The following is a 21,145-nucleotide window of genomic DNA, read 5'->3' as shown; positions in this document are numbered from 1 at the left end:
GCTTTGACGTAGAATCGCGGTCACATGACAGGCCTTGCGGAGACACCATGAACGACCCGAAACTCGACCTCCTGATCAAGGAGAAAATGTACAAGTATGTTCCCACCCGCCCTGTCCAGATATTACACGGCGGCGTGATCGTGCTCGTATCGATCGCCATGGGCATAGTCACCCTGCCTACCGACCAAGGCACCCTGCGCCAGGGGCCGGGATCATTGCTGGGCGTCTATCTCGCCGTGGGCGGCCTGATACTCTATGTAGCATGGACCTACCTGCGCACCGCCAAGGCCAAAAAAGAGGCCATGGCGGAATTCCTCGCCGCCTCCGACAAGACAAAAGACGAATAATTTTCCGCGGTGCTGTCCTGCAACCGGACAACCGTCAGACAATCGAGTACCGTGGATAAAGAAATCAAAGAATCGACCCATACGCCAATGATGCAGCAATACCTGCGCATCAAGGCAGAGCATCCCGAGCTGCTGCTGTTCTACCGCATGGGCGACTTTTACGAGCTGTTCTACGGGGACGCGGAGCGCGCCGCGAAGCTGCTCGACATCACGCTCACGCAGCGCGGCGCGTCCAACGGGCAGCCAATCAAAATGGCGGGTGTGCCCTACCACGCGGTCGAGCAATACCTCGCGCGGCTGGTCAGGTTCGGCGAATCGGTCGCGATCTGCGAACAGATCGGCGACCCCGCCACGAGCAAGGGGCCGGTCGAGCGCAAGGTGGTGCGCATCGTCACGCCGGGCACGCTCACCGACTCCGCCTTGCTCGAAGAGAAACGCGACTGCCTGCTGCTGGCGCTGCACGAGCGCGGCAACGAAACCGGGCTCGCCTGGCTCAACCTCGCCTCCGGCCAGTTCGTCACCGCCGAGGTACCGGCACAGCAACTGCCCGCCGAACTCGAACGCCTGCAACCCTCCGAGATCCTTTACGCCGAAGAGGCACGCGCGCCGCAATTGCGGGATGCCGCACTGAAATCGCTGCCCGCCTGGCACTTCGATCTCGACGCCGCACGCCGCGCGCTGTGCCAGCAGTTCGCCACGCTCGACCTCGCCGGCTTCGGCTGCGACGACTTCACGCTCGGACTGCAGGCCGCGGGCGCGCTGCTCGGTTACGCCAAGCTCACACAGGGGCAAAGCATCGGCCATATCCGCGGCCTGCAGGTATACAGCGCGGATCGCTACGTGCGCATGGACGCCGCAACCAGGCGCAACCTCGAGATCACCCAGACCCTGCGCGGCGAGCCCGCGCCCACCCTGCTGTCGCTGCTCGACACCTGCGCGACCAACATGGGCAGCCGATTGCTTGCGCACTGGCTACATCATCCGCTGCGCGACCGCACCATGCTGGGCGCGAGGCTCGAAGCCGTCGAACAACTGGGCGAACTACACCGGAAAGTCCATGAGCAACTCAGACCCAGCGTGGATGTCGAGCGCATCACCGCGCGCATCGCGCTGAAGTCGGCGCGCCCGCGCGACCTCTCCGGCCTGCGCGACACGCTGCTGACCTTGCCGCAGTTGCAAACCGCCCTCGTAGGTCAGGCTTCAGCCCGACAGGATGACGACGTCGGGTTGAAGCCCGGCCTACAACCTCTCTCACTCATTGCCAGTCTCGCCGATGCGCTGCAAGCCGATGCCGCACTGGTCGAATTGCTGCAAAAAACAATCAAGCCCGAGCCCTCCTCCGTACTGCGCGAAGGCGGCGTGATCGCCGACGGCTTCGATGCCGAGCTCGACGAGTTGCGCGGCATCCAGACCAACTGCGGAGACTTCCTGCTCGCGCTCGAAGCGCGCGAGCGCGCGCGCACCGGCATCGAGAAGTTAAAAGTAGAGTTCAACCGCGTGCACGGCTTCTACATCGAAGTGAGCGTCGCCAATGCGGACAAGGTGCCGGACGACTACCGCCGCCGCCAGACGCTGAAGAACGCCGAGCGCTACATCACGCCGGAACTCAAGACCTTCGAGGACAAGGCGCTGTCCGCGAACGAGCGCGCGCTGGCGCGCGAGAAATTCCTCTACGACCAGTTGCTCGACGCACTCGCCCCCTTCATCCCGCCACTGCAGCGCGTCGCCGCCGCGATCGCCGAACTCGACGTGCTCGCGACCTTCGCCGAGCGCGCCGCGACGCTGAATTTCAGCGCGCCGCAGTTCTCCGGCGATGCGCAGATCAACATCGCACAAGGCCGCCATCCAGTGGTGGAAGCGCAAGTCGATACTTTTACGCCGAACGACGCCGCGCTCTCCGACGCGCGCCGCATGCTGCTCATCACCGGCCCCAACATGGGCGGCAAATCCACCTACATGCGCCAGGTCGCGATCATCGCGCTGCTCGCGCATGTCGGCTCTTTCGTCCCCGCGCAGGAAGCGGTGCTCGGCGAGATCGACCAGATTTTCACGCGCATCGGCGCATCGGACGACTTGGCCTCGGGACGCTCCACCTTCATGGTCGAGATGACCGAGGCCGCGAACATCCTGCACAACGCCACCGAGAAGAGCCTTGTGCTGGTGGACGAGATCGGGCGCGGCACTTCCACCTTCGACGGCCTCGCCCTCGCCTATGCCATCGCGCGCCACCTGCTGGAAAGGAACTGCAGCTACACCCTGTTCGCTACCCACTACTTCGAGCTCACGCGGCTCGCCGAAGAATTCGCCCAACTCGCCAACGTGCACCTCGCCGCCATCGAGCACCAGCACAGCATCGTGCTCCTGCACAGCGTCAACGAAGGTGCGGCCAGCCAGAGCTACGGCCTGCAGGTCGCCGCGCTCGCGGGCGTGCCGAACAGCGTGATCCGCAACGCAAAGAAACAACTGGTGCGGCTGGAACAGCAGAGCGCCGCGCAGAATCCGCAGGGCGACCTCTTCGCCGCCGTACCGCAAACGCCCGAACCGGAAGAGCATCCGCTGGTGTCCGCGATGCGCGACGTGCAGCCGGACGACCTCAGCCCGAAGGCGGCGCTGGAGAAGCTGTATCAGTTGAAGAAGCTGATGTAATATCAAAAAGGTGTACCGCCGCTAATAAATCTCCAGTTATGCAACTCCAGAAAGGAGTAAGGATGAGGAATGCCAACATACTTGAACTTCACTACTATTTTGGAGATGCCAGTCATGAAATTGATGCACTCCTTCGAAATAAGTGCGAAGCAGAACTTCTCGGAATAATCCTCGAAGCGGCAACACTATTAGAGATTGATGCAAACCTCATTAAGGAGGCATACAAAGAAGGAGGATTCCGAGATTTCTGGAAAGCTCTCGGAAAGAGCTCCCCTCAGATCACCCTGCTTCTACTTGTAGCCCAAATTATTATTTCAACAACCCCTCTTTTCGACTCCGAAAACAAAGAACTTGAAAAGGAGGAAAAACGCCTTAGTATCGAGGAAAAGAAATTAAATATTAAAAAATTAAAACAGGAAATTGAAAAAGGCGAACAAACTAACGAAAGTATTGATCGAGCAACCACATCCATCAGTGCCAATTTAAAAATCATCAAACGCAAATCAAATTTTTACTCCTCCTTAAGCGAATATCACAAAATTGAAAAAGTTGGCTTCATTGTTTTGAACAATGATTGGCAGCCTGTTTCAAATGAAAGGTTTGTACCTAGATCTGATTTTAGTAAATATGTCTTAAGCACCAACAGACTGAGATCAGAGGAAGACGACAATGCTGTAATTGAAATTATTTCCCCTGTTCTTAAAGAAGGTCGTTACAGATGGAAAGGGGTCTACAACGAAAATCCAATCAGCTTCGAAATGCAGGACTCCCATTTCCGTGATTCCGTACTTTTTGAAAATATTCCATTTCAGCATGGCAGCAAGATAGTTTGCGTTCTTGTTACTCATCGAGAGTTAGATGAGGTTGGCGCAATAAAAATTACTGGTTACTCCGTAACGACTGTCTTGGATAAGGTTGATAATGACACCCCGCAAGAGACACCGCAGGGCAAAAAATACAGACATGCAAAAAAGCTAGCTGAATCACAAGGAAACTTGTTTGATTCAAAGAAATAATCGGGGCAGCCTGGTGCAATGAGGGCCAAAGGGATTCAGCTTCACCTTTGTTTTCGCCGTCTCAGCAGACATAGCTATCGTGTAGCTTTGTCCTCCGACCAGCGCACTCTCCCCACCCTTCCCCCTTAATCCCACGCAGAAATACTCAGAATCATGTATTGATTCTGCCTCGGCAAGCGGCAACATTGCCGCATTCGAAGCGTGGAGGTTGCATGCCAAGCAAACCGGAAACCGCCCGATTGTGGCAGGAGATCGCGCTGGCCCTGGGTAAAGGGGTCAGCATCGCATTTGATTTCAAAAAATAAAGGTACCGGAGTCGATTTGATTTCCGCTAAGCCCAAGCCCGCAGCTATGGGTCAGCTTCGAATTGCATATAATGCAGCCGTAACTCACCATTCAAACGCATCACCACTCACATGCCCCACCTCGTCGTCTCCATCACCGGCCACGGCTACGGCCATGTCGCGCAGACCGCGCCGGTTCTGAACGCATTGCATCGGATGATGCCGCGATTGCGCATCACGGTGCGCTCCGCCACGCCACTGACGTATCTGAGTTCGCGCATCCATGCACCGTTCGAATATCTGCAGAGCGAGGGCGATATCGGCATGGCAATGTCTTCGGCGCTGGACATCCAGGTCGAAGAGAGCCGCGCGGCGTATCGCGCCTTTCATGCGGGCTGGGAGGTGCGCGCCAACGAAGAAGCCTGCCTGCTGCGCGACCTCGGCGCGGACCTGGTGCTGTCGAACGTGGGCTACCTGCCGCTGGCGGGCGCGCAGCGCGCGGGGATTCCGAATGCGGCGATGTCTTCGCTGAACTGGTTCGATATTTTCCGGCATTACTGCATGCAGACTGTTCATGCTTCGACAGGCTCTGGGCGAACTGAGGATGAAAAAATCGCGGCGCAGATACATGCCTGCTACGCGAATGCGGACGCCTTCCTGCGCCTCGCGCCCGGCATGGCGATGGAGCATCTGCCCAACGTGGTGCCACTCGGCCCCGTCGCCGTGATCGGCGCAAACCGGCGCGAGGAGCTGCATCATAGCCTGCAGCTTGCACAGAATGAGAGGCTGGTGCTGGTGAGCCTGGGCGGCATCGCGGGCCGCCTGCCCATCGAAAGCTGGCCGCGCATCGGCGGCGTGCGCTGGCTGGTGCAGCAAGGCTGGCAGGTCGAGCATCCCGATGCCATCGTCATCGAGCCGCTGCCGATGAGTTTTTCCGACTTGCTCGCCAGCTGCGATGCGCTGCTGTGCAAACCGGGCTACGGCAGCTTTGCCGAGGCCGCATGCTGCGGCACGCCGGTGCTGTATGTCAGCCGCGCCGACTGGCCGGAGTCGCCCGCCCTGACCGGATGGCTGCGGCAGCACGGCCTGTGCCGCGAGGTTTCGAGGGCGGCGCTGGAGCGGGGAAATCTGGCCGGGGTGCTGGAGGAAATCTTCCATGCACCGCGCCCGGTGCCGGTCGTCCCGGAAGGAATAGAACAGGCGGCGGGCTGGATAGCCGCTCGCTTGTAGAGGTAAGGGTAAAGTCAGGTGCGACGGCAACGGCGCTACCTGCCGCCGCCATCGCAGGGGGAATTACTTGCGGTGGAACTCGATGACGATCTGGCCGGGTTCGCGGGCGACGTAGTTGATTTCGATGCCGGCACCGTAGCGGTCGCTCAGTTGCGCGAGCAGCGGCAGCGGGTCATGGTCGTTGCAGAACAGCATGGTTTCGCCGGGGCGCAGCGAGTCGAAGGCGCCGAAAATGGCGGCGTGACGAAAGCGTTTGGCAACGCCGCGCGCATCGAACGGATAACGCATGTCGGGGGTAATGGAATTGGAGCAGTTGTGCATTTCGGGTTCCTTAAACAGAGATTGTTAATCAAAATAATGCCCGACTATTTTAATGGGATATATCGAAAATGCAAGCCTGACCCCGATTGCCAGCTTCCCTGCTGCGGCATTCCGCCGCAGCAAGGGAACTCGCCGCGCGCCACCGCGTCTCATTTGCCGGTCAACATCGGCGCCGCCACTTTTGAATATCACGCACCACACACCCTCTGCCGCGCATATTTTCAATGAATAACTTGGTCATGCAAAAACAGCTTGTGACAGTCACCGCGTTGCTCGTACTTCTTTCCGTATCTGATGCCGGAAAAGCCGAAGCGGCCGGCACTCCGCCATCTGCACCGATGAAATCGCCCGTCACGCGCGACCCGGCAAGCGGCGAGAAGGTTTACCGGAACACCTGCAGCATTTGCCATCGGCTCGGACTGAGGGGCGCGCCGCGCCTCGGCGACACTGAGGACTGGACGCTGCGCCTCGCGCAGGGCAGCGAAATCCTCTACGACCGCGCCATCAACGGCTACCGCGGCAAGAAGGGCTCCATGCCGTCGCGCGGCTCGAACGCCAGGCTGTCCGGGGACGAAGTCAAGGCGGCGGTGGACTACATGGTGTGGTATTCGGTGCCGAAGTCGCGCGGTCTGCTCGGGTCGCATCTGTTTTCCACCACCGCCAAACAATTTACAATTCGCTGACCTAAGGATGATGAACATGAAGCAAAAAACACTACTGATCGCCCTCGCCTCGCTCGCGCTCCTCGCCGGGTGCGGCGGCCAAAACAGGGAAACGGCCGTACCCGCGACTTCCACACCGCAGGTCCAGTCGAACGAGGTCAAGCCGCAGGTTGCCGTGATCGGCCCGGACACCGGGGAGAAGGTGTACAAGAGCACCTGCAGCATCTGCCACAAGTCCGGATTGCACGGTGCGCCGCGCATGGGCAGCGCGGCGGATTGGGAACCGCGCCTCGCGCAGGGCAAAGAGATACTCTATGACCGTGCCATCAACGGCTACCGCGGGAAGAAAGGCTCCATGCCGTCGCGCGGCTCCAATACCAAACTGTCCGAGGAAGAAGTCAAAGCGGCGGTGGACTACATGGCCGCGCATGCCGTCCCGAGCTTTACCATGGAGAAGTAACGCGCCGCTATTGCGGCATCAGGCTTTCCAGCGCCGGAAAAAGCTCCCGCTCCTCGAACCGGACATGCTCCATGAGGAGCCTGCCGAAACTGTCCAGCGCCTCGGCGTCGTTCCGCTGCAAGTCATCGAGCAGCGCGCGCAACTGCCGGTGGTCCTCGAGGGTGCGCCGTTCAAGCGGCTTGTTTTCCGCGCTGTGCAACAACGGCAGCAACGACCGCTCCTCGATCTGGAAATGCGGCTCCAGTTCGGCGGGAAAGACCTTGAGCACGCGCTGGCAAGTTGCGGCTATCCGCTCCGCATCGCGTGACTGCACGGCGCGCTCGCAGGCCTTCGCCAAGGTAAGGGCGGTGTGATGTTCCCGCGACAGGGGTTGCAGGGCTGGTATTCGTTTCATAAAACTCAGTCAGGGGTTACGACAAAAATTTCCGGGTCATCTCCATGGTCGAGCAGGATGCTGCGCACCCGTTCCTGCCACAGCCTGCCGAACTCGGCAGCCTCGGCCGGGGTGGCGTTGCCCGAGATGCAGTTCCCCATCAGCATGGGCATGCGCGGCGAAGCCGGGACGCGCTGCAGATTGGCTGCAGTATTCACGGCCTGCTCGGTATCGAGGCGGGTGAAACGGATTTCTCCCGGCATTTCTGCCGCGAAGAACAAGCGGTCACGCCGCACGAAGCGCCCGGCCAGCCCCTTGAAGCCGCCGTCGCCCATCGCGCCGGTCAGCATACTCACGACATTCGCGATCACGCCCGTCACGCCGCTCGCGTTGTCCTGACTGAACTCCACGAGGATGTCGCCGCGCACCGGCATTGCGCCGGGATAGAGAGCGGCCAGCGCCTTGTAGGTCATCCAGTAGGCTGAAGCGACCGTCGGGCAGGAATGGCCGGCCAGCTTCACTGCGTCAAAGTAACCATATTGAAGTATCCCGCCTTCGGTCGCGCCGAGAAATTCGGCCAGCGGGTCGTACAAACTGATCTTAGGTACTGCGTCGAAAAAATCCGGATGGCTCATGATTCACTTACCCCTAAATGTGGCCGATAGTAACATCACATTTGGCCGGCTGTCGTGTAGAATGGTGTCGTCATGTAGCGCAACTCAGTTCCGTTGGTGCAGTATCCGTAGATCCCATGCCGGATTCCAGGTGTGCCCTTCCGAAAGCCGTGCTAAACCCACATGCGTCATGGTGGAATGAGCGTTGCCAGCTACAGTCGTTTTGAACTAATTATAAATGGCACCCCTCCAATTCGCGGTTGCCTGACAAATAAATACTTGAGGAGAGAATGCAATGCAAGCCAGAAACATTTTTACCGCCCTGATGCTGTGCGCCATGATCGCACTCCCGCAATATGCGTCTGCCGGCAGGTATTGCCCGGTAACCGACAGTGGAGCAATTCGCGTCGACGAGTGCAAGTACGGCTCTAACGATGAATGCAAACGTGCCACAGGATCCAAAAAAGATTGCGTAGCCGATATACTTGATGCATCGGACAAGGCGCCGTATTGCCTGGTATTAGGGTGGATGGAAATCTGCGACAAATACTACGACAATGAGTCCTGCAACCAGGCTGCCGAGAAACAGGCTGGTCAATGCATCCCGAACTCGCGTTACAAAGGCCCCGAAAAACAGTGACCCTTTGCGGCATGCTCACGATAAATGGCTCGCAGTCCGGTTCATGGATTGAGATGAGAAGCGGGCTTCCATCGCCCTGACAGCCCACGGTTGCCGGCCCGATATACCAATATGGCACAGCCTGAAGAAAAACAGGATTCCAGATTGCCCGATGCACCTGCATTCTGGCGTGCGAAGCTGTGGCTGGGCCTGGGCGCAATCGCGGCCCTGACAGTTGGCGGATATCTCTACCTTGGCCATTCGGCAAACCGGCCGGGTGGCAACGCCAGCGCCGCTCATCTCGATCAAATAACAGCCCCCGACAAGGCCAAGCCTGCAAAGAAACTCTATGTATGCCCCATGCATCCCCAAGTTATCCGCGACCAGCCGGATGAGTTGTGCCCGATCTGCGGCATGGACCTGGTGGAACTGGATCAGCCGGGCGCATCCCCGGCAGAGCATAACCACGGCGTATTTATCGATACTGCTTCGCAGCAGAGGCTGGGGGTGCGGCTGGCCGCGGCCGAATGGCAAACGCTGAGCCAGGACATCCACGCCTACGGCAACGTGATTGCCGATGAAAGCCTGGTTTTCAACCTCAGCTCCAAACTCGAAGGGGTCATCAAGAAACTCCACGTAAATTCGGTCGGCCAGCAGGTCGAGGAGGGGGATGCGATTTACGAAATCTATTCCCCCGAATTGTTCAAGATCCAGTTCGAGTACGTCGACGTGATCAAGGAGAAGGATAAGCTCATGGTGCCCATGGCCTCCGAAGACGCCCACACGAACCCCGACTACCGGATGACCGAGAGCGAGATGATGGCGATCCAGATGAACGCCAAAATGCGCAATCTCTACACCGAAAAATTCCAGTATTTCGATGCAGGCCAATTGATCGAAGAACTCAATACCAGTTACCGCCCCAGGGAAGTGGTTGAAATCCGCGCGCCGCGCTCCGGTTTTATCACCAAGATCGACATCCGAGAAGGCAGCGCCATCAAGCCGATGGACAACCTGCTTTCCTTCGCCAACACGTCGCGGGTGTGGATTGACGTGCCGCTTTACCCGGACCAGCTGGCCTGGGTGAAGAATGGGGACGCGGTGGCGGTAAAACCGCCCAAGTCCAACGCACCGGAAATCAAGGCGCGCCTGCAATTCATCACCCCGATGGTCGATAGCGCGACGCGTACCGTACAGGCGCGACTGAGCGTCGACAACCCCGGCAATCGCTTGCTCATAGGATCTTTCCTCGATGTCATCATCCACACCAAGCCGCACAAGGCGCTTGCCGTTCCGCGCTCGGCAGTCATGCGCAGCGGCAAGGGCGACTGGGTGATGCGCTCCGATGGCAAAGGGCACTTCACGCCAACCAGGGTGGAAACAGGGATTGAGGCTTCCGATTCGATAGAGATCATTGCCGGCTTGCAAGCCGGCGACCAGATTGCGGTAAACGGGCAGTTCCTGCTGGATGCGGCAGCGTCGATGAGCGATGCTGCACAGCGCATGCAACACGACGATAAAGCCGGCAAGCATTAGAAGCTGCATTTAAGCTGCGTAGGGGGTATGCGGCGTTGCGCGATACTCGAAACCCTCATGTACTCTCAAGTACATTCCGGTTTCTGCGTTCCGTGCGCCATCCATTCCTTCTCGCGAATTTTTAAGGCAGCTTCTTTGATAACAAAGTAACCCTACCCACTGCGCCACTGCGCGGAGATTTTTGGCTCAAGCATGATTGCACGCATCATCAAATGGTCGCTGAAAAACCGCATCCTGGTGCTGCTGTGCGCCGTGATGCTGGCAGGCTGGGGCGTCTACTCATCGCGCCAGGTTGCGCTGGACGCCATTCCCGACCTGTCCGACGTGCAAGTCATCATCAAGACCGCCTACCCCGGCCAGCCGCCGCAGGTAGTTGAAGACCAGGTCACTTTCCCGCTCACCTCCGAGTTGCTGTCCGTGCCGGGTTCGACCGCTGTACGCGGGTTTTCCATGTTCGGCGAATCCTATGTGTATGTGATTTTCCAGGACGGCATAGACCCCTACTGGGCGCGTTCGCGCGTGCTGGAATACCTGAGCCAAATCAAAGATCGCCTGCCGTGGGGCGTCATTCCCGCGCTGGGGCCGGATGCCTCGGGTGTGGGCTGGGTATTCGAGTACGCGCTGGTGGACCGCCATCACCGCTACGATGCCGACCAGTTGCGCGCCATGCAGGATTTCTTCCTCAAATACGAATTGCAGAGTCTGCCCGGCGTGGCCGAAGTCGCCAGCATCGGCGGTATGTCGCGGCAATTCCAGATCGAGGTGAACCCTAACCGGCTGGCGGCATACAACCTCAGCATGGAGCGAGTCGGGCAGGCGATCCGCGACAGCAACATGACGGGCGGCGGCTCGGTGATGGAAATGGGGCGTTCCGAATACGTGGTGCGCTCGCAGAATTACCTGAAGAGCCTGGATGACTTCCGGCGCATTCCGCTGGCGACCAGCGCGCAGGGGGTGCCGGTCCGCCTGGAAGACGTGGCGGAAGTCCAGGTCGGTCACGAATTGCGCCGTGGGGTGACCGATCTGGATGGGCAAGGCGAAGTGACCGGCGGCATCGTCGTCATGCGCTACGGCGAAAACGCGCTCAAGACCATTGCGCGCGTCAAGGAGCGCCTCAAAGAATTGCAGAGCGGGCTGCCGCCCGGCATCGAGCTGGTGGTCACTTACGACCGCTCCGGCGTGATCGACCGCGCCATCAAGACCCTGAGCGAAAAGCTGGTCGAGGAATCGATCATCGTCTCCCTGGTATGCCTCGCCTTCCTGTTCCATCTGCGTTCCTCGCTGGTGGCGGTGGTCACGCTGCCGATCGGCATCCTGACCGCCTTCATCATCATGGAAAACCAGGGAGTGACCGCCAACATCATGTCGCTGGGCGGCATCGCCATCGCCATCGGCGCAATGGTGGATGCCGCGGTCGTGATGATAGAGAACATGCACAAGCATCTCGAGCGCGCCGGAGATCAGCCCGACTACTGGAAAGTCACCGCCCAGAGCGCACTCGAAGTAGGGCCGGCCCTGTTCTTCTCGCTGCTCATCATCACCGTCTCTTTCCTGCCGGTGCTGACGCTCACCGGACAGGCCGGCAAGCTGTTCGCCCCGCTCGCCTACACCAAGACCTATGCCATGGCCGCAAGCGCGGCCCTCGCCATCACGCTGGCGCCGGTGCTGATGGGCTATTTCATCCGCGGCCGCATCGCGAGCGAACAGAGCAACCCGCTGAACCGGATGCTGCACGCGCTCTACCACCCGTTCCTGATGGCCGCGCTGCAAAAACGCAGGCTCTCCATGGCGCTCTGTCTGGTATTCCTGCTCAGCGCCGCCTGGCCAATTGCCAAACTGGGCAGCGAGTTCATGCCGCCGCTCAACGAGGGCGACCTGCTGTACATGCCCACCACGCTGCCCGGCATATCGATAGACGAGGCGGCAAACATCATGCAGACCACCGACCGCCTGATCGCGCAGATGCCCGAGGTCGAGCGCGTGTTCGGCAAGGCCGGGCGCGCCAATACCGCCACCGACCCTGCGCCGCTTTCGATGCTGGAAACCACAATCCAGCTCAAACCGCGTGAGGAATGGCCGGACGGCGAAACCATGGAGGACCTGATCCACAAACTGGACAACCATGTGCGCCTGCCGGGGCTGACCAATTCCTGGGGATACCCGATCCGCACGCGCATAGACATGCTGTCCACCGGCATCCGCACGCCGCTGGGCATCAAGGTCACAGGCCCTGAGCTTTCCGGCATCAGCGAATTGGCCATGCAGATCGAGGACGTGATCAAAAATACCGTGCCGGGCACGCGCAACGCCTTCGCCGACCGCGCTTCCGGCGGGCGCTATGTGGATGTCGTGCTGGATCGCGTCCAGGCGGCGCGCTACGGCATCACCGCCGCCGATGTGCAGCGCCTCGTGCAAGGCGCCATCGGCGGAGAAAACATCGGCATGCTGATCGAGGGACGCAACCGCTTCCCGATCAACCTGCGCTACCAGCGCGCCTTCCGCGATTCGCTCAATGCGCTTGCGGCAAGCCGTATCATGACGCCTTCCGGCGCGCAGGTATCGCTGGGAACGATCGCCGAAATCAGCGTGAACGACGGGCCAGTCGAGATCAAGAGTGAAAACGGCCGCTTGGTGGCCTATGTCTATCTCGACTTTGCCGGGCGCGATCTGGGCAGCTACATCGCCGACGCGCAGGCTGCCGTGGCAAAATCCGTCAAGATCGAACCGGGCTACGCCATCGCCTGGTCGGGACAATATGTCAGCCTGCAGCACGCCAAGGAACGTTTCATGTGGGTCATACCGCTCACGCTGCTACTGGTTGTGGCCTTGCTGTACCTGAACTTCCGCCATCACAGCAAGGTGCTGCTGGTGGTGCTGTGCCTGCCCTTCTCCCTGGCGGGCGGCTTCTGGCTGGTGTACTGGCTGGGCTATCACCTGTCCGTGGCGGTCGCAGTCGGGTTCATCGCATTGGCCGGCGTAGCGGCCGAATTCGGCGTGGTCATGCTGCTCTATCTGGATCAGGCCATAGAGGAATTCCGCAAGGAGGGGCGGCTAAACAACCGGCAGGATCTGCAGCAGGCCATCGTCCAGGGAGCGCTGCTGCGCATCCGCCCGAAGATCATGACGGTATCGGTGATTGTGGCCGGCCTGGTGCCGGTGATGGTCAGCGCCGGCACCGGCGCGGATGTGATGAAGCGCATCGCCGCACCGCTGGTGGGCGGCATGATTTCCGCGCCACTGCTCTCTCTTATTGTTATTCCCGTGATCTACGCGTGGTGGCAGGAAAAAATCAACTTTCCGGAAAGTCCGTCTTTATCGTGAATCGCAGTAAGTTTGGTAGCCTGCAAGTCAATGCAAAATCAGTGCATCATAGCGTCGTTAAAACTGGCTCGGATTTGCGAGCACCAAACACCTTGGCTAAAATTATCACGTACTTTTCTGCCCGACCCTCATCTCCGCTTTACGCCCCAGGAATGTCACCAATTCGTTCCGCGCAACACCACAGCGCAGTGTTTAGTTGTCTCATTGGAAGGCAGCACTATGGCCCACATGCGCAACTGCACTAACGCACCATCCGGCCGCCGCACGACAAGGTCTTGGAACTTTCTTTCTCGCTTGGTTTCCACCATAAGCGTGCAATGGTCACTTTTTTCACAATCCCTCGCGCAATCCGTCCCCTGGAAAAGGCTTGGGCAGAGTTTATTCAGGGTAGCGTCACGATCCTGACCCAGCATGCGGCTAGCCGCCTCATTGATTGCTACGACGCGACGATCCTGATCAATAAAAACAATCCCCTCGTCGAGATTATCAAAAACTTGTTTCAATTCAGGCAGAGTAACCATAAATACTTGTGCTCCTAATAACGCTCGCCGGAGGAACGCTGATATTTTTTCGGGTATAAATAAAACAGCCCACAAAAATGTGGGCTGTTTCTTGGGTGACTACAGTCTGGTTACTTGATTGACAGCAAGTAAACGATGTAATCGCCTTTTTCCTGCGATGTGCAGTTTCTTTCAAGAACATCAACGCAGTGCTGATCGAAAGCTTCTTCCGTCTTCTTCAGATTCGAGAAACGTTTAGGGTTAACGACGGGAGAAAGAGAGGCAATTTTCTTTTTAGTTTCCGAATGCTTGCCGACGGCAGCAGGATTGTCGGTATGGCAATCAGTGCAAGCTACCTGTTTACCCTTTACGGTATGTTTCTTGATATAAAACGCACGCCCTGCTTCCGCATTCAAAACATAGGTAGGATTGGATCCTTTGACAAGAGCAGCATATTGTTTAACAAATTGTTTCGCACCATCAACATCCGCCTGGGCGGGCAGGCTGAAAAAGCCGAGAGTTGCAAGCAGAATATAAGCAAATTTACGCATTTTTTAAAGCCTCTCCAAGGAATTAAGTTTATTTTCATCAAGTTTTCACTTGTATTGACCAATATACTTACGATATATATTCATGTCAACAATGCCCCATCAAATATGGCGAATTTAATGCCCCAGTAGGATATCGGCATGTATGTCAAAATGAACCTTTAATAAGATTTGAATGGAACAAAAATTATCCATAAAAATCGAAGTCTGTTTGAATCAAAGTGATAAATGGCTTCAAATTGCCCTTGCAGCTAATCAATGACTGAAAAATTCAAGATTGCCATCATAGGTGCGGGGCCGGCCGGGCTGTCTGCTGCGGCACATGCTGCCGAACTGGGAATCTCGCATGTTTTGCTGGAGGCGGCACCGCACCCCGCGAATACCATTCACAAGTACCAGAAAGGCAAGCTCGTCATGGCCGAGCCTGCCGTGCTGCCGCTCAGAAGCCCGATGGCATTTGCAGCCGGGACTCGAGAAAACATTCTCAAAACATGGTACGAAGACCTCCAAAAACATAAGGTCAACCTGCGCCTGGGCGCACAGGTTAATGGAATAGCCGGTGAGCGCGGCGGCTTTCAGATCGCCCTGTCTTCCGGGCAGGCCATAGGTGCCGAGTTTGTAGTGCTTGCAATCGGACTCCAGGGCAATATTCACAAGCTTGGAGTTCAGGGACAGGATCTCCCGAACGTACAATACCAGCTCGATGACCCGGAAGAGTTTAAGGGCGAAACCATCGTAGTTGTGGGTGGTGGAGACGCCGGGGTGGAAAATGCTCTCGCACTCGCACAGCAAAATCGGGTAATCCTCATCAACCGGGAAGAAGAGTTCAGCCGCTGCAAGGAAGGCAACTTCACCTTGCTGCAAGCCGCCATCAAGACCGGCCAGATTGAGCCTCGTGCCAATACAAGAGTTGATTATATTGATACCGATACGGAGAACGGTTTTCTGCTAAGGGTTGTTGCAAAAACTCCCGAGGGTATCGAGAGCGTAGCTTGCCATCGCGTTATTGCGCGCCTTGGCGCCAGCCCTCCGCGCAAACTGCTGGAAAGCTTTGGCGTGAAATTCTCCGGCAGCGATATAACTTCGGCGCCCGAGTTATCGGAACAATACGAATCGAACGTACCTGGCCTCTATATTATCGGGGCGCTCGGCGGCTATCCGCTTATCAAGCAGGCGTTGAATCAAGGCTACGAGGCGATCGAATATATTCTCGGCAACCACATAGAGCCAGCTGATGAGCCGCTCCTAAAACAAAAAATCTCCAGTCTCGACCCATCATGCGCAGTGCACGAAGGGCTCGCCATTATCCGGCGCAACGCGCCTATACTGGCCGGCCTCACGGCATTACAACTGCGCGAACTTCTGCTCGAAAGCAGTATTTTGACTCCCAAGCCGGATGAAATTATTTTCAAATACGACGATTACACCAGCAGTTTCTTCTCAATTCTGGAAGGAGAGCTCGCCGTTCTTGTAAAGGCCAAGGACGGCCGTGAGATTTATTTCCAGATTAAAGCGGGGAATTTCTTTGGCGAAATGGGATTGATCTCCGGGCGCCGCAGATCCGCCACAATCAAGGCAATTACGGATTGCGTGCTTATCGAAACGCCGCGCCGCTCGATGCTTAAATTGATCAATTCCGTAGAATCCGTACGTCAGAAACTCGATGAAATATCGATGAAGCGGGTTGTTCGCAACTGCCTGACCAACACGCTCCCGGAAAGCGAATTGAACTATCTGCTACAAGGCGCAACGATCAAGCGATATAAAGCCGGAGATGTCCTGTTCCATCAGGGAGACAAGGCCGACGGGCTATATCTGATCCGGCGCGGCTCGGTGATAATTTCCCGCATGGCTGGCGGGAAGGAAGATGTAATGTCATATGTCGTTACGGGCAACTATTTTGGCGAAATGGCGCTTATTTCAGATAAGCCGCGCTCAACAACAGCGCGGGCTGCTTCAGCAACCGAGGTTGTTCTGCTCAAAGCCCCCGTGGCTATCGCAGTACTCGAGCGCAATTCAGACCTGCGCGATCTTTTTGCCGAGCGCTACCGCGAAAACGCTCACGAAGAAAAAATCGTCGAGCCTCAAGGAAAACCGGACAATCTATTCACTTTTCTTATTCAGCAGGGTGTTGGCGAAGCAACCGATGTATTGCTGATCGATTACTCGCTTTGTATCCGTTGCAACAACTGTGAAACCGCCTGTGCAAATACACATGGAGGCATCTCACTTTTTAACCGCGAAGCCGGCCCTACCCACGGCCACATCCATGTGCCTGCTTCATGCCGTCATTGCGAGCATCCGTATTGCATGCTGGATTGCCCGCCCAATGTTATTCACAGATCGGTCAACGGCGAGGTATTCATTGCAGATGGCTGTATTGGCTGCGGCAATTGCAAAAATAACTGCCCTTACGATGCCATCCAGATGGTGGCCGTTAATCCGAAGTTCAAGAAACCGGGTTTATGGCAAGCCCTGCTGGGTGGCACCAACCATCATGAGAGCAAACACATTGCCGATGAGGCGTCACCCAAGAAAGCAATCAAGTGCGACCTATGCAAGGATAATGCAATGGGTCCAGCCTGCGTCCGGTCATGCCCGACCGGAGCAGCCTTGCGTATCAGTCCGGAAGCTCTTTCCCTGACCATGCGTGACAGCTCCGCAACACTGGAATAGAACTGCAAATTCGAGGAATCCGCAACATGCAGCGCGACACCCTACTGGAGTATAAAAATTATCGGTATTTTAAAATCTCCGTGCTGCTGATGATTGCTGCCATATTGGCTTATTTATTCCATCAGCCCGCAATGGGCGCTTATGGAGGCTCCTGGCTGGGTTACTTGCTCGGGATTTTGTCGGCATTAATTGTTGTGGCGCTGGTTCTGTACGGGGTTCGCAGGCGCTTTGCGCCCATACGCACCGAGCGGCGAAACTTATCCAATGCCTCATTGCTACAGCATGGCGCTTCAGACCGCCGAAAACATGCTGGGAATCAGCTACGGCACCAGGGTGCAACACTTCAGGGCTGGCTTTCTGCTCACACCTACCTTGGAATAGCGCTCATTGTACTGGCTACGCTGCATACCGGTTTTCAGTTCGGGTGGAACATCCACACTTCTGCCTATGTATTGATGATGATTGTAATCATCAGCGGCTGCTACGGTATCTACGCTTATCTGCGCTTTCCACGCTTGATGACGGCCAATATGGGTGAAGTGGGCACATTTGATGCTCTGCTGCGCGAAATTGACAGCCTTGATAAACAGGCGAGCGTTAAGTCCCTTCAGTTTTCCGATGATATCTGCGCGATTGTGCTTAAGGCTCGGCAAGAAACCCGTATCGGCGGTAATTTTATCGAGCAACTGACGGCATTCCAGCGCAACTGCCCGACTATCAGGGCCGTACAACAGTTGCATGTGCTGGGCAAAAGCCTGAAATATGATCAGCTAAAATCCTTCGATGATCTTTATTCGGTCATGGCACACAAGGAGTCTCTGGTAAAGAAAGCACGGCGGGATGTAATGTACAGAGCCCGGCTGGATTTCTGGCTTTACTTGCATGCCCCGCTTTCGGTTGCATTTCTAACAGTACTCATCGTGCATGTTATCGCCATATTCTATTACTGGTAACCGTCAATGATTCGTTGCCTGCTTGCCCAGATTTCACGCAACCCGAGCGGTCAAACTGTCCGCAAGGAGTCCTTGGCCACTGGCGAAGTCATTCAGATCGGACGCGCCGCTGAATGCCAAATTTCCCTTTCCGACCACAGGGTCAACCTTCACCATGCAGCCATTCGCCGCTCCGATGAAGGGAAGTTATTTATTGATGCAGAAGAAGGTGCAGATATTTTCATTAACGGCTCGTCCAGGTCGAGTGCCGAATTTACACCGGGCACACATGTTCTTGTCGGCCCCTACGAACTTGTTGTTGAAACGCCCAATGATAATTACGACCTGGCGCTCTCAATAGAGGAGGTTGTCCCGCTACCGGACGACCATGTACATATTTCAGCAAAGCAGGCGCCTATCACTTTATCCAGAACCGGATTGTCAAAACGCAAGCCCACGCTCTGGCTGGCCGGTGCAATTGCGCTTGCTTTCCTGATACTCCCCATGATCCCTGCATCGAGCCCTACGCTACCTAAATGGGTGCCCAGCTCACAGGCGTGGCTTAAGAAATCCTGGCAATTGGGCGAGATGTCCCGGGGGCACCAGCTGATTAGCGCAAAATGCGACTCATGCCACCAGACGCCATTTGAAGCGGTGCCTGACAAAGCGTGTGAGAACTGCCACAAAGCGGCGGCAAGACATATCAAAGACAAGGCGCTGCACACAAACGCGTTCAAAGACATGCGTTGCGGAGAATGCCACCATGAGCACAGAGGGGAATCCGGGCAGGGAACTCTGAACGCACAATGTGTAGCATGTCATGCAAAAATCAAGGAGAAGAACGACAAAACCAGACTGGCAAACATCCGCGACTTCAGCAAGGATCACCCCGCATTCAGCCTGACTTTTAAAACGGGACACAAAGACAGTGATGTGGTACGTATTCCACAGAAGGACAAAGCCAAACTCATCGAAAAATCGGGGTTAAAGTTTTCGCATAAAGTTCATCTCGACAAGGAAGGCATTTCCAGCCCTGAGGGCGACACGGTGCTGGAATGCCGTGATTGTCACCAGCTGGATACGGATGGTGCACGCTTCAGGCCAATTTCCATGGAAAAGAACTGTCAACAATCCCGATGCCATGCGCTGAACTTCAAGCCTCCCGTATCTAAGCGTCAACTACCCCACGGATCAGAGAAAAAACTCATGGTCGCCCTGCGCGAGTATTACGCAACTGCGGCAATCAGCAAAATAGCTGCAGGTGAAAAATTTCAGTGCGGCACCGGGGACGTGGCGGGCAAGAATCAACTGGAACGTGCGTTAGATTGCGCCAGGCGCAATGCCCATGCAAATGCAGAGATTTTGTTCAAGCCGGACAGCGATTGTGGAGAGTGCCACGAAATCACGCATATTGCCGATGACAAGGATATTCCATGGAAAGTTACGCCCGTGACCATAACGAGCCACTGGCTGCGCAACTCACGCTTTACCCATGCAAAACATAGTACGGCAAAATGTACCGAGTGCCACGACAAAACACTCTCTGAGAAGAGTTCGGATGTGGCGATTCCTGAAATTGAAAAATGCCGTGAATGCCATGGGGGAAATAAGCAGGCAAAAAACCGGATCAATAGCAGCTGCGATAACTGCCATAGATTCCACAATGAAAGCATACATAGCCGTCAGGCTGACCAGTAAACCGATCTGCGCCGACACCTCCAACCCGCTATGGTATGTGATGCCCATGGGGGGCATATCTTGCATCAAGTCTCCATATCCTGTGTGATCCAAGCGGCACCGAAGCAATAACAACATTTATTACAAAACAGCAGAAAAAACGCTTGCATGAATAGCCGGCAAATCGGGCAAAAAAAGAGCAAGGCGGTTAAGCCTTGCTCTTTCATGTTTACGCTCGTCTTACAGCGAGGAGCGGTTAAAGTTTATTTCTTCTTTGCATCTTCCAGCTTGCCGGTACGGAAAACGTTAGGCTGCTCGTCACCTTCTGCGATCATGATGGCTGCGTTACCCTTGGCAAAACGGGAGAGCGCATGGTCAACGAAGATGTATTTGGCCGGAACGCGCGCCTTGAATTCCACCATTGCAGAACCACCAGGAGGTACTACAGTAGTTTGCACGTTCTGCAGCGGAGCGCCGGTGGTGCCTTCGTTCCAGACCTTGTCAAACACGGTGCCGATCGCATGGTAGGCCGAAGTCAGGTTAGGACCGCCAACGCCGAAGAACACGCGGACGTTGTCGCCCACCTTGACCTTCATCGGGCTGTTGGCCAAGGCCATGCGGGAACCGTTGATCACGACATCGGTCGGGTGCTCGGCCAGCATGCTGGGCACGTCGAATGCGCGGTGACCGGTGGCGGCGCCGTCAGTATAGATCTCACCCTGCATCATGTAGAATTCCTTGTCAACCTTCGGCAGGCCGCCAGCCGGTTCGATCAGGATCAGGCCATACATGCCGCTGGAGATATGCTGCGGAATAATGGGGGTAGCGCAGTGGTACACATACAGGCCGGGGTTCATAGCCTTGAAGACGAACGACTTGGTTTCGCCAGGAGCAACAACGGTCGCTGCAGCACCGCCGCCTTGACCCCAGACTGCATGCAGGTCAACGTTGTGCGTGACTGTGCTATCTTTCCTGTTGCTCAAGGTAATTTCAACCGTGTCACCTACGCGGGCGCGCAGCATCGGGCCAGGCACCTTGCTGTTATAGGTCCAGTAAGTGAATGTGGTTTTCTTGGCCGGATCGAGGATCCCTTCCAGTTCCACGGCTTCCAGAGCCATTTTAAGTGTTGTCGGTTCACGCTTGCCTACCGGCGTACCCACAGCGGTCGGATCCTGGTGAATATCTACAGCACCGGCTACCGATACTGGAGCAGTAGCAGCTACATCTGCAGCCCACGATGCCGATGTGCCGAATGCCAACAGACCCAGAGACAATGCCCCTATGATTCCTTTTACTTTCATGATGATTCCTCTCCCGTTTCATTGGTTATTAAAAACAAACTACTACACACTGCAATGCTACAACTACTACAACACACGCACC

18 protein-coding genes are annotated in these 21,145 nt (G+C 56.5%); 12 read left to right on the top strand and 6 right to left on the bottom strand.

All coding sequences use genetic code 11. From position 1 onward, the window contains the following. Positions 1 to 47 precede the first annotated feature (47 nt). The 4 genes from ACRRNM_RS11195 to ACRRNM_RS11180 all read left to right on the top strand — a co-directional run bounded on the left by ACRRNM_RS11195 (position 48) and on the right by ACRRNM_RS11180 (position 5,523). Positions 48 to 347: a hypothetical protein gene (locus tag ACRRNM_RS11195; protein WP_435628295.1), complete on the top strand. Its 300-nt coding sequence runs from the start codon at positions 48 to 50 to the stop codon at positions 345 to 347. A gap of 87 nt (positions 348 to 434) precedes the next feature. Further along, on the top strand, positions 435 to 2,993 hold the full coding sequence (gene mutS / locus ACRRNM_RS11190; protein WP_435628680.1) for a DNA mismatch repair protein MutS: 2,559 nt from the start codon (positions 435 to 437) through the stop codon (positions 2,991 to 2,993). A gap of 62 nt (positions 2,994 to 3,055) precedes the next feature. Next, a complete protein-coding gene (locus ACRRNM_RS11185) occupies positions 3,056 to 4,009 on the top strand; it encodes a hypothetical protein (RefSeq protein WP_435628294.1) in 954 nt (317 codons plus the stop codon). Between the two features lie 416 nt (positions 4,010 to 4,425). Next, complete coding sequence (locus ACRRNM_RS11180; RefSeq protein ID WP_435628293.1) at positions 4,426 to 5,523, top strand: hypothetical protein; 1,098 nt, start codon at positions 4,426 to 4,428, stop codon at positions 5,521 to 5,523. A gap of 63 nt (positions 5,524 to 5,586) precedes the next feature. Here ACRRNM_RS11180 and ACRRNM_RS11175 read toward each other — a convergent pair whose 3' ends face one another. After that, positions 5,587 to 5,844: a DUF2249 domain-containing protein gene (locus tag ACRRNM_RS11175; protein WP_435628292.1), complete on the bottom strand. Its 258-nt coding sequence runs from the start codon at positions 5,842 to 5,844 to the stop codon at positions 5,587 to 5,589. A 239-nt stretch (positions 5,845 to 6,083) separates the two neighbouring features. Between ACRRNM_RS11175 and ACRRNM_RS11170 the strand changes: the two genes are divergently transcribed. Together ACRRNM_RS11170 and ACRRNM_RS11165 are read left to right on the top strand one after the other, a co-directional pair. Beyond that, complete coding sequence (locus tag ACRRNM_RS11170) at positions 6,084 to 6,527, top strand: c-type cytochrome (protein ID WP_435628291.1); 444 nt, start codon at positions 6,084 to 6,086, stop codon at positions 6,525 to 6,527. A gap of 16 nt (positions 6,528 to 6,543) precedes the next feature. Next, a complete protein-coding gene (locus ACRRNM_RS11165; RefSeq protein WP_435628290.1) occupies positions 6,544 to 6,966 on the top strand; it encodes a c-type cytochrome in 423 nt (140 codons plus the stop codon). Positions 6,967 to 6,973: 7 nt separating this feature from the next. Here the strand turns inward: ACRRNM_RS11165 and ACRRNM_RS11160 are convergent, their stop codons facing one another. Next, a complete protein-coding gene (locus ACRRNM_RS11160) occupies positions 6,974 to 7,360 on the bottom strand; it encodes a hemerythrin domain-containing protein (RefSeq protein WP_435628289.1) in 387 nt (128 codons plus the stop codon). A 5-nt stretch (positions 7,361 to 7,365) separates the two neighbouring features. Next, complete coding sequence (locus tag ACRRNM_RS11155) at positions 7,366 to 7,974, bottom strand: hypothetical protein (RefSeq protein WP_435628288.1); 609 nt, start codon at positions 7,972 to 7,974, stop codon at positions 7,366 to 7,368. Positions 7,975 to 8,248: 274 nt separating this feature from the next. Here ACRRNM_RS11155 and ACRRNM_RS11150 point away from each other — a divergent pair, with 274 nt between their 5' ends. The 3 genes from ACRRNM_RS11150 to ACRRNM_RS11140 all read left to right on the top strand — a co-directional run bounded on the left by ACRRNM_RS11150 (position 8,249) and on the right by ACRRNM_RS11140 (position 13,429). Further along, positions 8,249 to 8,593 carry a hypothetical protein gene (locus ACRRNM_RS11150; RefSeq protein WP_435628287.1) on the top strand — a complete coding sequence of 115 codons (345 nt, stop codon included), beginning with the start codon at positions 8,249 to 8,251 and terminating at the stop codon, positions 8,591 to 8,593. 111 nt (positions 8,594 to 8,704) lie between these two features. Then, on the top strand, positions 8,705 to 10,108 hold the full coding sequence (locus tag ACRRNM_RS11145; protein WP_435628286.1) for an efflux RND transporter periplasmic adaptor subunit: 1,404 nt from the start codon (positions 8,705 to 8,707) through the stop codon (positions 10,106 to 10,108). Between the two features lie 192 nt (positions 10,109 to 10,300). Then, complete coding sequence (locus ACRRNM_RS11140; protein ID WP_435628285.1) at positions 10,301 to 13,429, top strand: efflux RND transporter permease subunit; 3,129 nt, start codon at positions 10,301 to 10,303, stop codon at positions 13,427 to 13,429. Between the two features lie 155 nt (positions 13,430 to 13,584). Here the strand turns inward: ACRRNM_RS11140 and ACRRNM_RS11135 are convergent, their stop codons facing one another. Further along, positions 13,585 to 13,950, bottom strand: coding sequence for a PAS domain-containing protein (locus ACRRNM_RS11135; RefSeq protein ID WP_435628284.1), 366 nt, complete (start codon positions 13,948 to 13,950; stop codon positions 13,585 to 13,587). Between the two features lie 110 nt (positions 13,951 to 14,060). Then, entirely contained in the window at positions 14,061 to 14,480 is a 420-nt protein-coding gene (locus ACRRNM_RS11130) for a DUF1924 domain-containing protein (RefSeq protein WP_435628283.1), read from the bottom strand. A gap of 255 nt (positions 14,481 to 14,735) precedes the next feature. Between ACRRNM_RS11130 and ACRRNM_RS11125 the strand changes: the two genes are divergently transcribed. Genes ACRRNM_RS11125 through ACRRNM_RS11115 form a run of 3 tightly spaced genes read left to right on the top strand, consistent with a single transcriptional unit; the run spans position 14,736 to position 19,783 of the window. Further along, on the top strand, positions 14,736 to 17,153 hold the full coding sequence (locus ACRRNM_RS11125) for a cyclic nucleotide-binding domain-containing protein (protein ID WP_435628282.1): 2,418 nt from the start codon (positions 14,736 to 14,738) through the stop codon (positions 17,151 to 17,153). Between the two features lie 26 nt (positions 17,154 to 17,179). Then, entirely contained in the window at positions 17,180 to 18,106 is a 927-nt protein-coding gene (locus ACRRNM_RS11120; RefSeq protein WP_435628281.1) for a hypothetical protein, read from the top strand. A 6-nt stretch (positions 18,107 to 18,112) separates the two neighbouring features. After that, positions 18,113 to 19,783 (top strand): cytochrome c3 family protein, encoded by a 1,671-nt coding sequence (locus tag ACRRNM_RS11115; protein ID WP_435628280.1) that lies wholly within the window; start codon positions 18,113 to 18,115, stop codon positions 19,781 to 19,783. Between the two features lie 242 nt (positions 19,784 to 20,025). On the opposite strand, the gene nirK is transcribed toward ACRRNM_RS11115, so the two are convergent. Beyond that, positions 20,026 to 21,063, bottom strand: coding sequence for a copper-containing nitrite reductase (gene nirK, locus ACRRNM_RS11110; protein WP_435628279.1), 1,038 nt, complete (start codon positions 21,061 to 21,063; stop codon positions 20,026 to 20,028). Between the last annotated feature and the right edge of the window lie 82 nt (positions 21,064 to 21,145).

Origin of the sequence: Ferrigenium straubiae (genome assembly GCF_051257895.1) — a bacterium.
GTDB classification, from domain to species: Bacteria; Pseudomonadota; Gammaproteobacteria; order Burkholderiales; family Gallionellaceae; genus Gallionella; species Gallionella straubiae.
Note: the sequence above shows the minus strand (reverse complement) of the source record. Positions and strands in the feature narration are given on the sequence as shown.

Bases quoted from the DNA above. Each gene is read 5' to 3' on its own strand.
- ACRRNM_RS11195 (WP_435628295.1), top strand. From the start codon at position 48: ATGAACGACCCGAAACTCGACCTCCTGATCAAGGAGAAAATGTACAAG.
- ACRRNM_RS11170 (WP_435628291.1), top strand. From the start codon at position 6,084: ATGCAAAAACAGCTTGTGACAGTCACCGCGTTGCTCGTACTTCTTTCC.
- ACRRNM_RS11150 (WP_435628287.1), top strand. From the start codon at position 8,249: ATGCAAGCCAGAAACATTTTTACCGCCCTGATGCTGTGCGCCATGATC.
- ACRRNM_RS11120 (WP_435628281.1), top strand. From the start codon at position 17,180: ATGCAGCGCGACACCCTACTGGAGTATAAAAATTATCGGTATTTTAAA.
- ACRRNM_RS11140 (WP_435628285.1), top strand. From the start codon at position 10,301: ATGATTGCACGCATCATCAAATGGTCGCTGAAAAACCGCATCCTGGTG.
- ACRRNM_RS11130 (WP_435628283.1), bottom strand. From the start codon at position 14,480: ATGCGTAAATTTGCTTATATTCTGCTTGCAACTCTCGGCTTTTTCAGC.
- mutS (WP_435628680.1), top strand. From the start codon at position 435: ATGATGCAGCAATACCTGCGCATCAAGGCAGAGCATCCCGAGCTGCTG.
- ACRRNM_RS11115 (WP_435628280.1), top strand. From the start codon at position 18,113: ATGATTCGTTGCCTGCTTGCCCAGATTTCACGCAACCCGAGCGGTCAA.
- ACRRNM_RS11160 (WP_435628289.1), bottom strand. From the start codon at position 7,360: ATGAAACGAATACCAGCCCTGCAACCCCTGTCGCGGGAACATCACACC.
- ACRRNM_RS11180 (WP_435628293.1), top strand. From the start codon at position 4,426: ATGCCCCACCTCGTCGTCTCCATCACCGGCCACGGCTACGGCCATGTC.
- ACRRNM_RS11135 (WP_435628284.1), bottom strand. From the start codon at position 13,950: ATGGTTACTCTGCCTGAATTGAAACAAGTTTTTGATAATCTCGACGAG.
- ACRRNM_RS11175 (WP_435628292.1), bottom strand. From the start codon at position 5,844: ATGCACAACTGCTCCAATTCCATTACCCCCGACATGCGTTATCCGTTC.
- ACRRNM_RS11165 (WP_435628290.1), top strand. From the start codon at position 6,544: ATGAAGCAAAAAACACTACTGATCGCCCTCGCCTCGCTCGCGCTCCTC.
- ACRRNM_RS11145 (WP_435628286.1), top strand. From the start codon at position 8,705: ATGGCACAGCCTGAAGAAAAACAGGATTCCAGATTGCCCGATGCACCT.
- nirK (WP_435628279.1), bottom strand. From the start codon at position 21,063: ATGAAAGTAAAAGGAATCATAGGGGCATTGTCTCTGGGTCTGTTGGCA.
- ACRRNM_RS11185 (WP_435628294.1), top strand. From the start codon at position 3,056: ATGAGGAATGCCAACATACTTGAACTTCACTACTATTTTGGAGATGCC.
- ACRRNM_RS11125 (WP_435628282.1), top strand. From the start codon at position 14,736: ATGACTGAAAAATTCAAGATTGCCATCATAGGTGCGGGGCCGGCCGGG.
- ACRRNM_RS11155 (WP_435628288.1), bottom strand. From the start codon at position 7,974: ATGAGCCATCCGGATTTTTTCGACGCAGTACCTAAGATCAGTTTGTAC.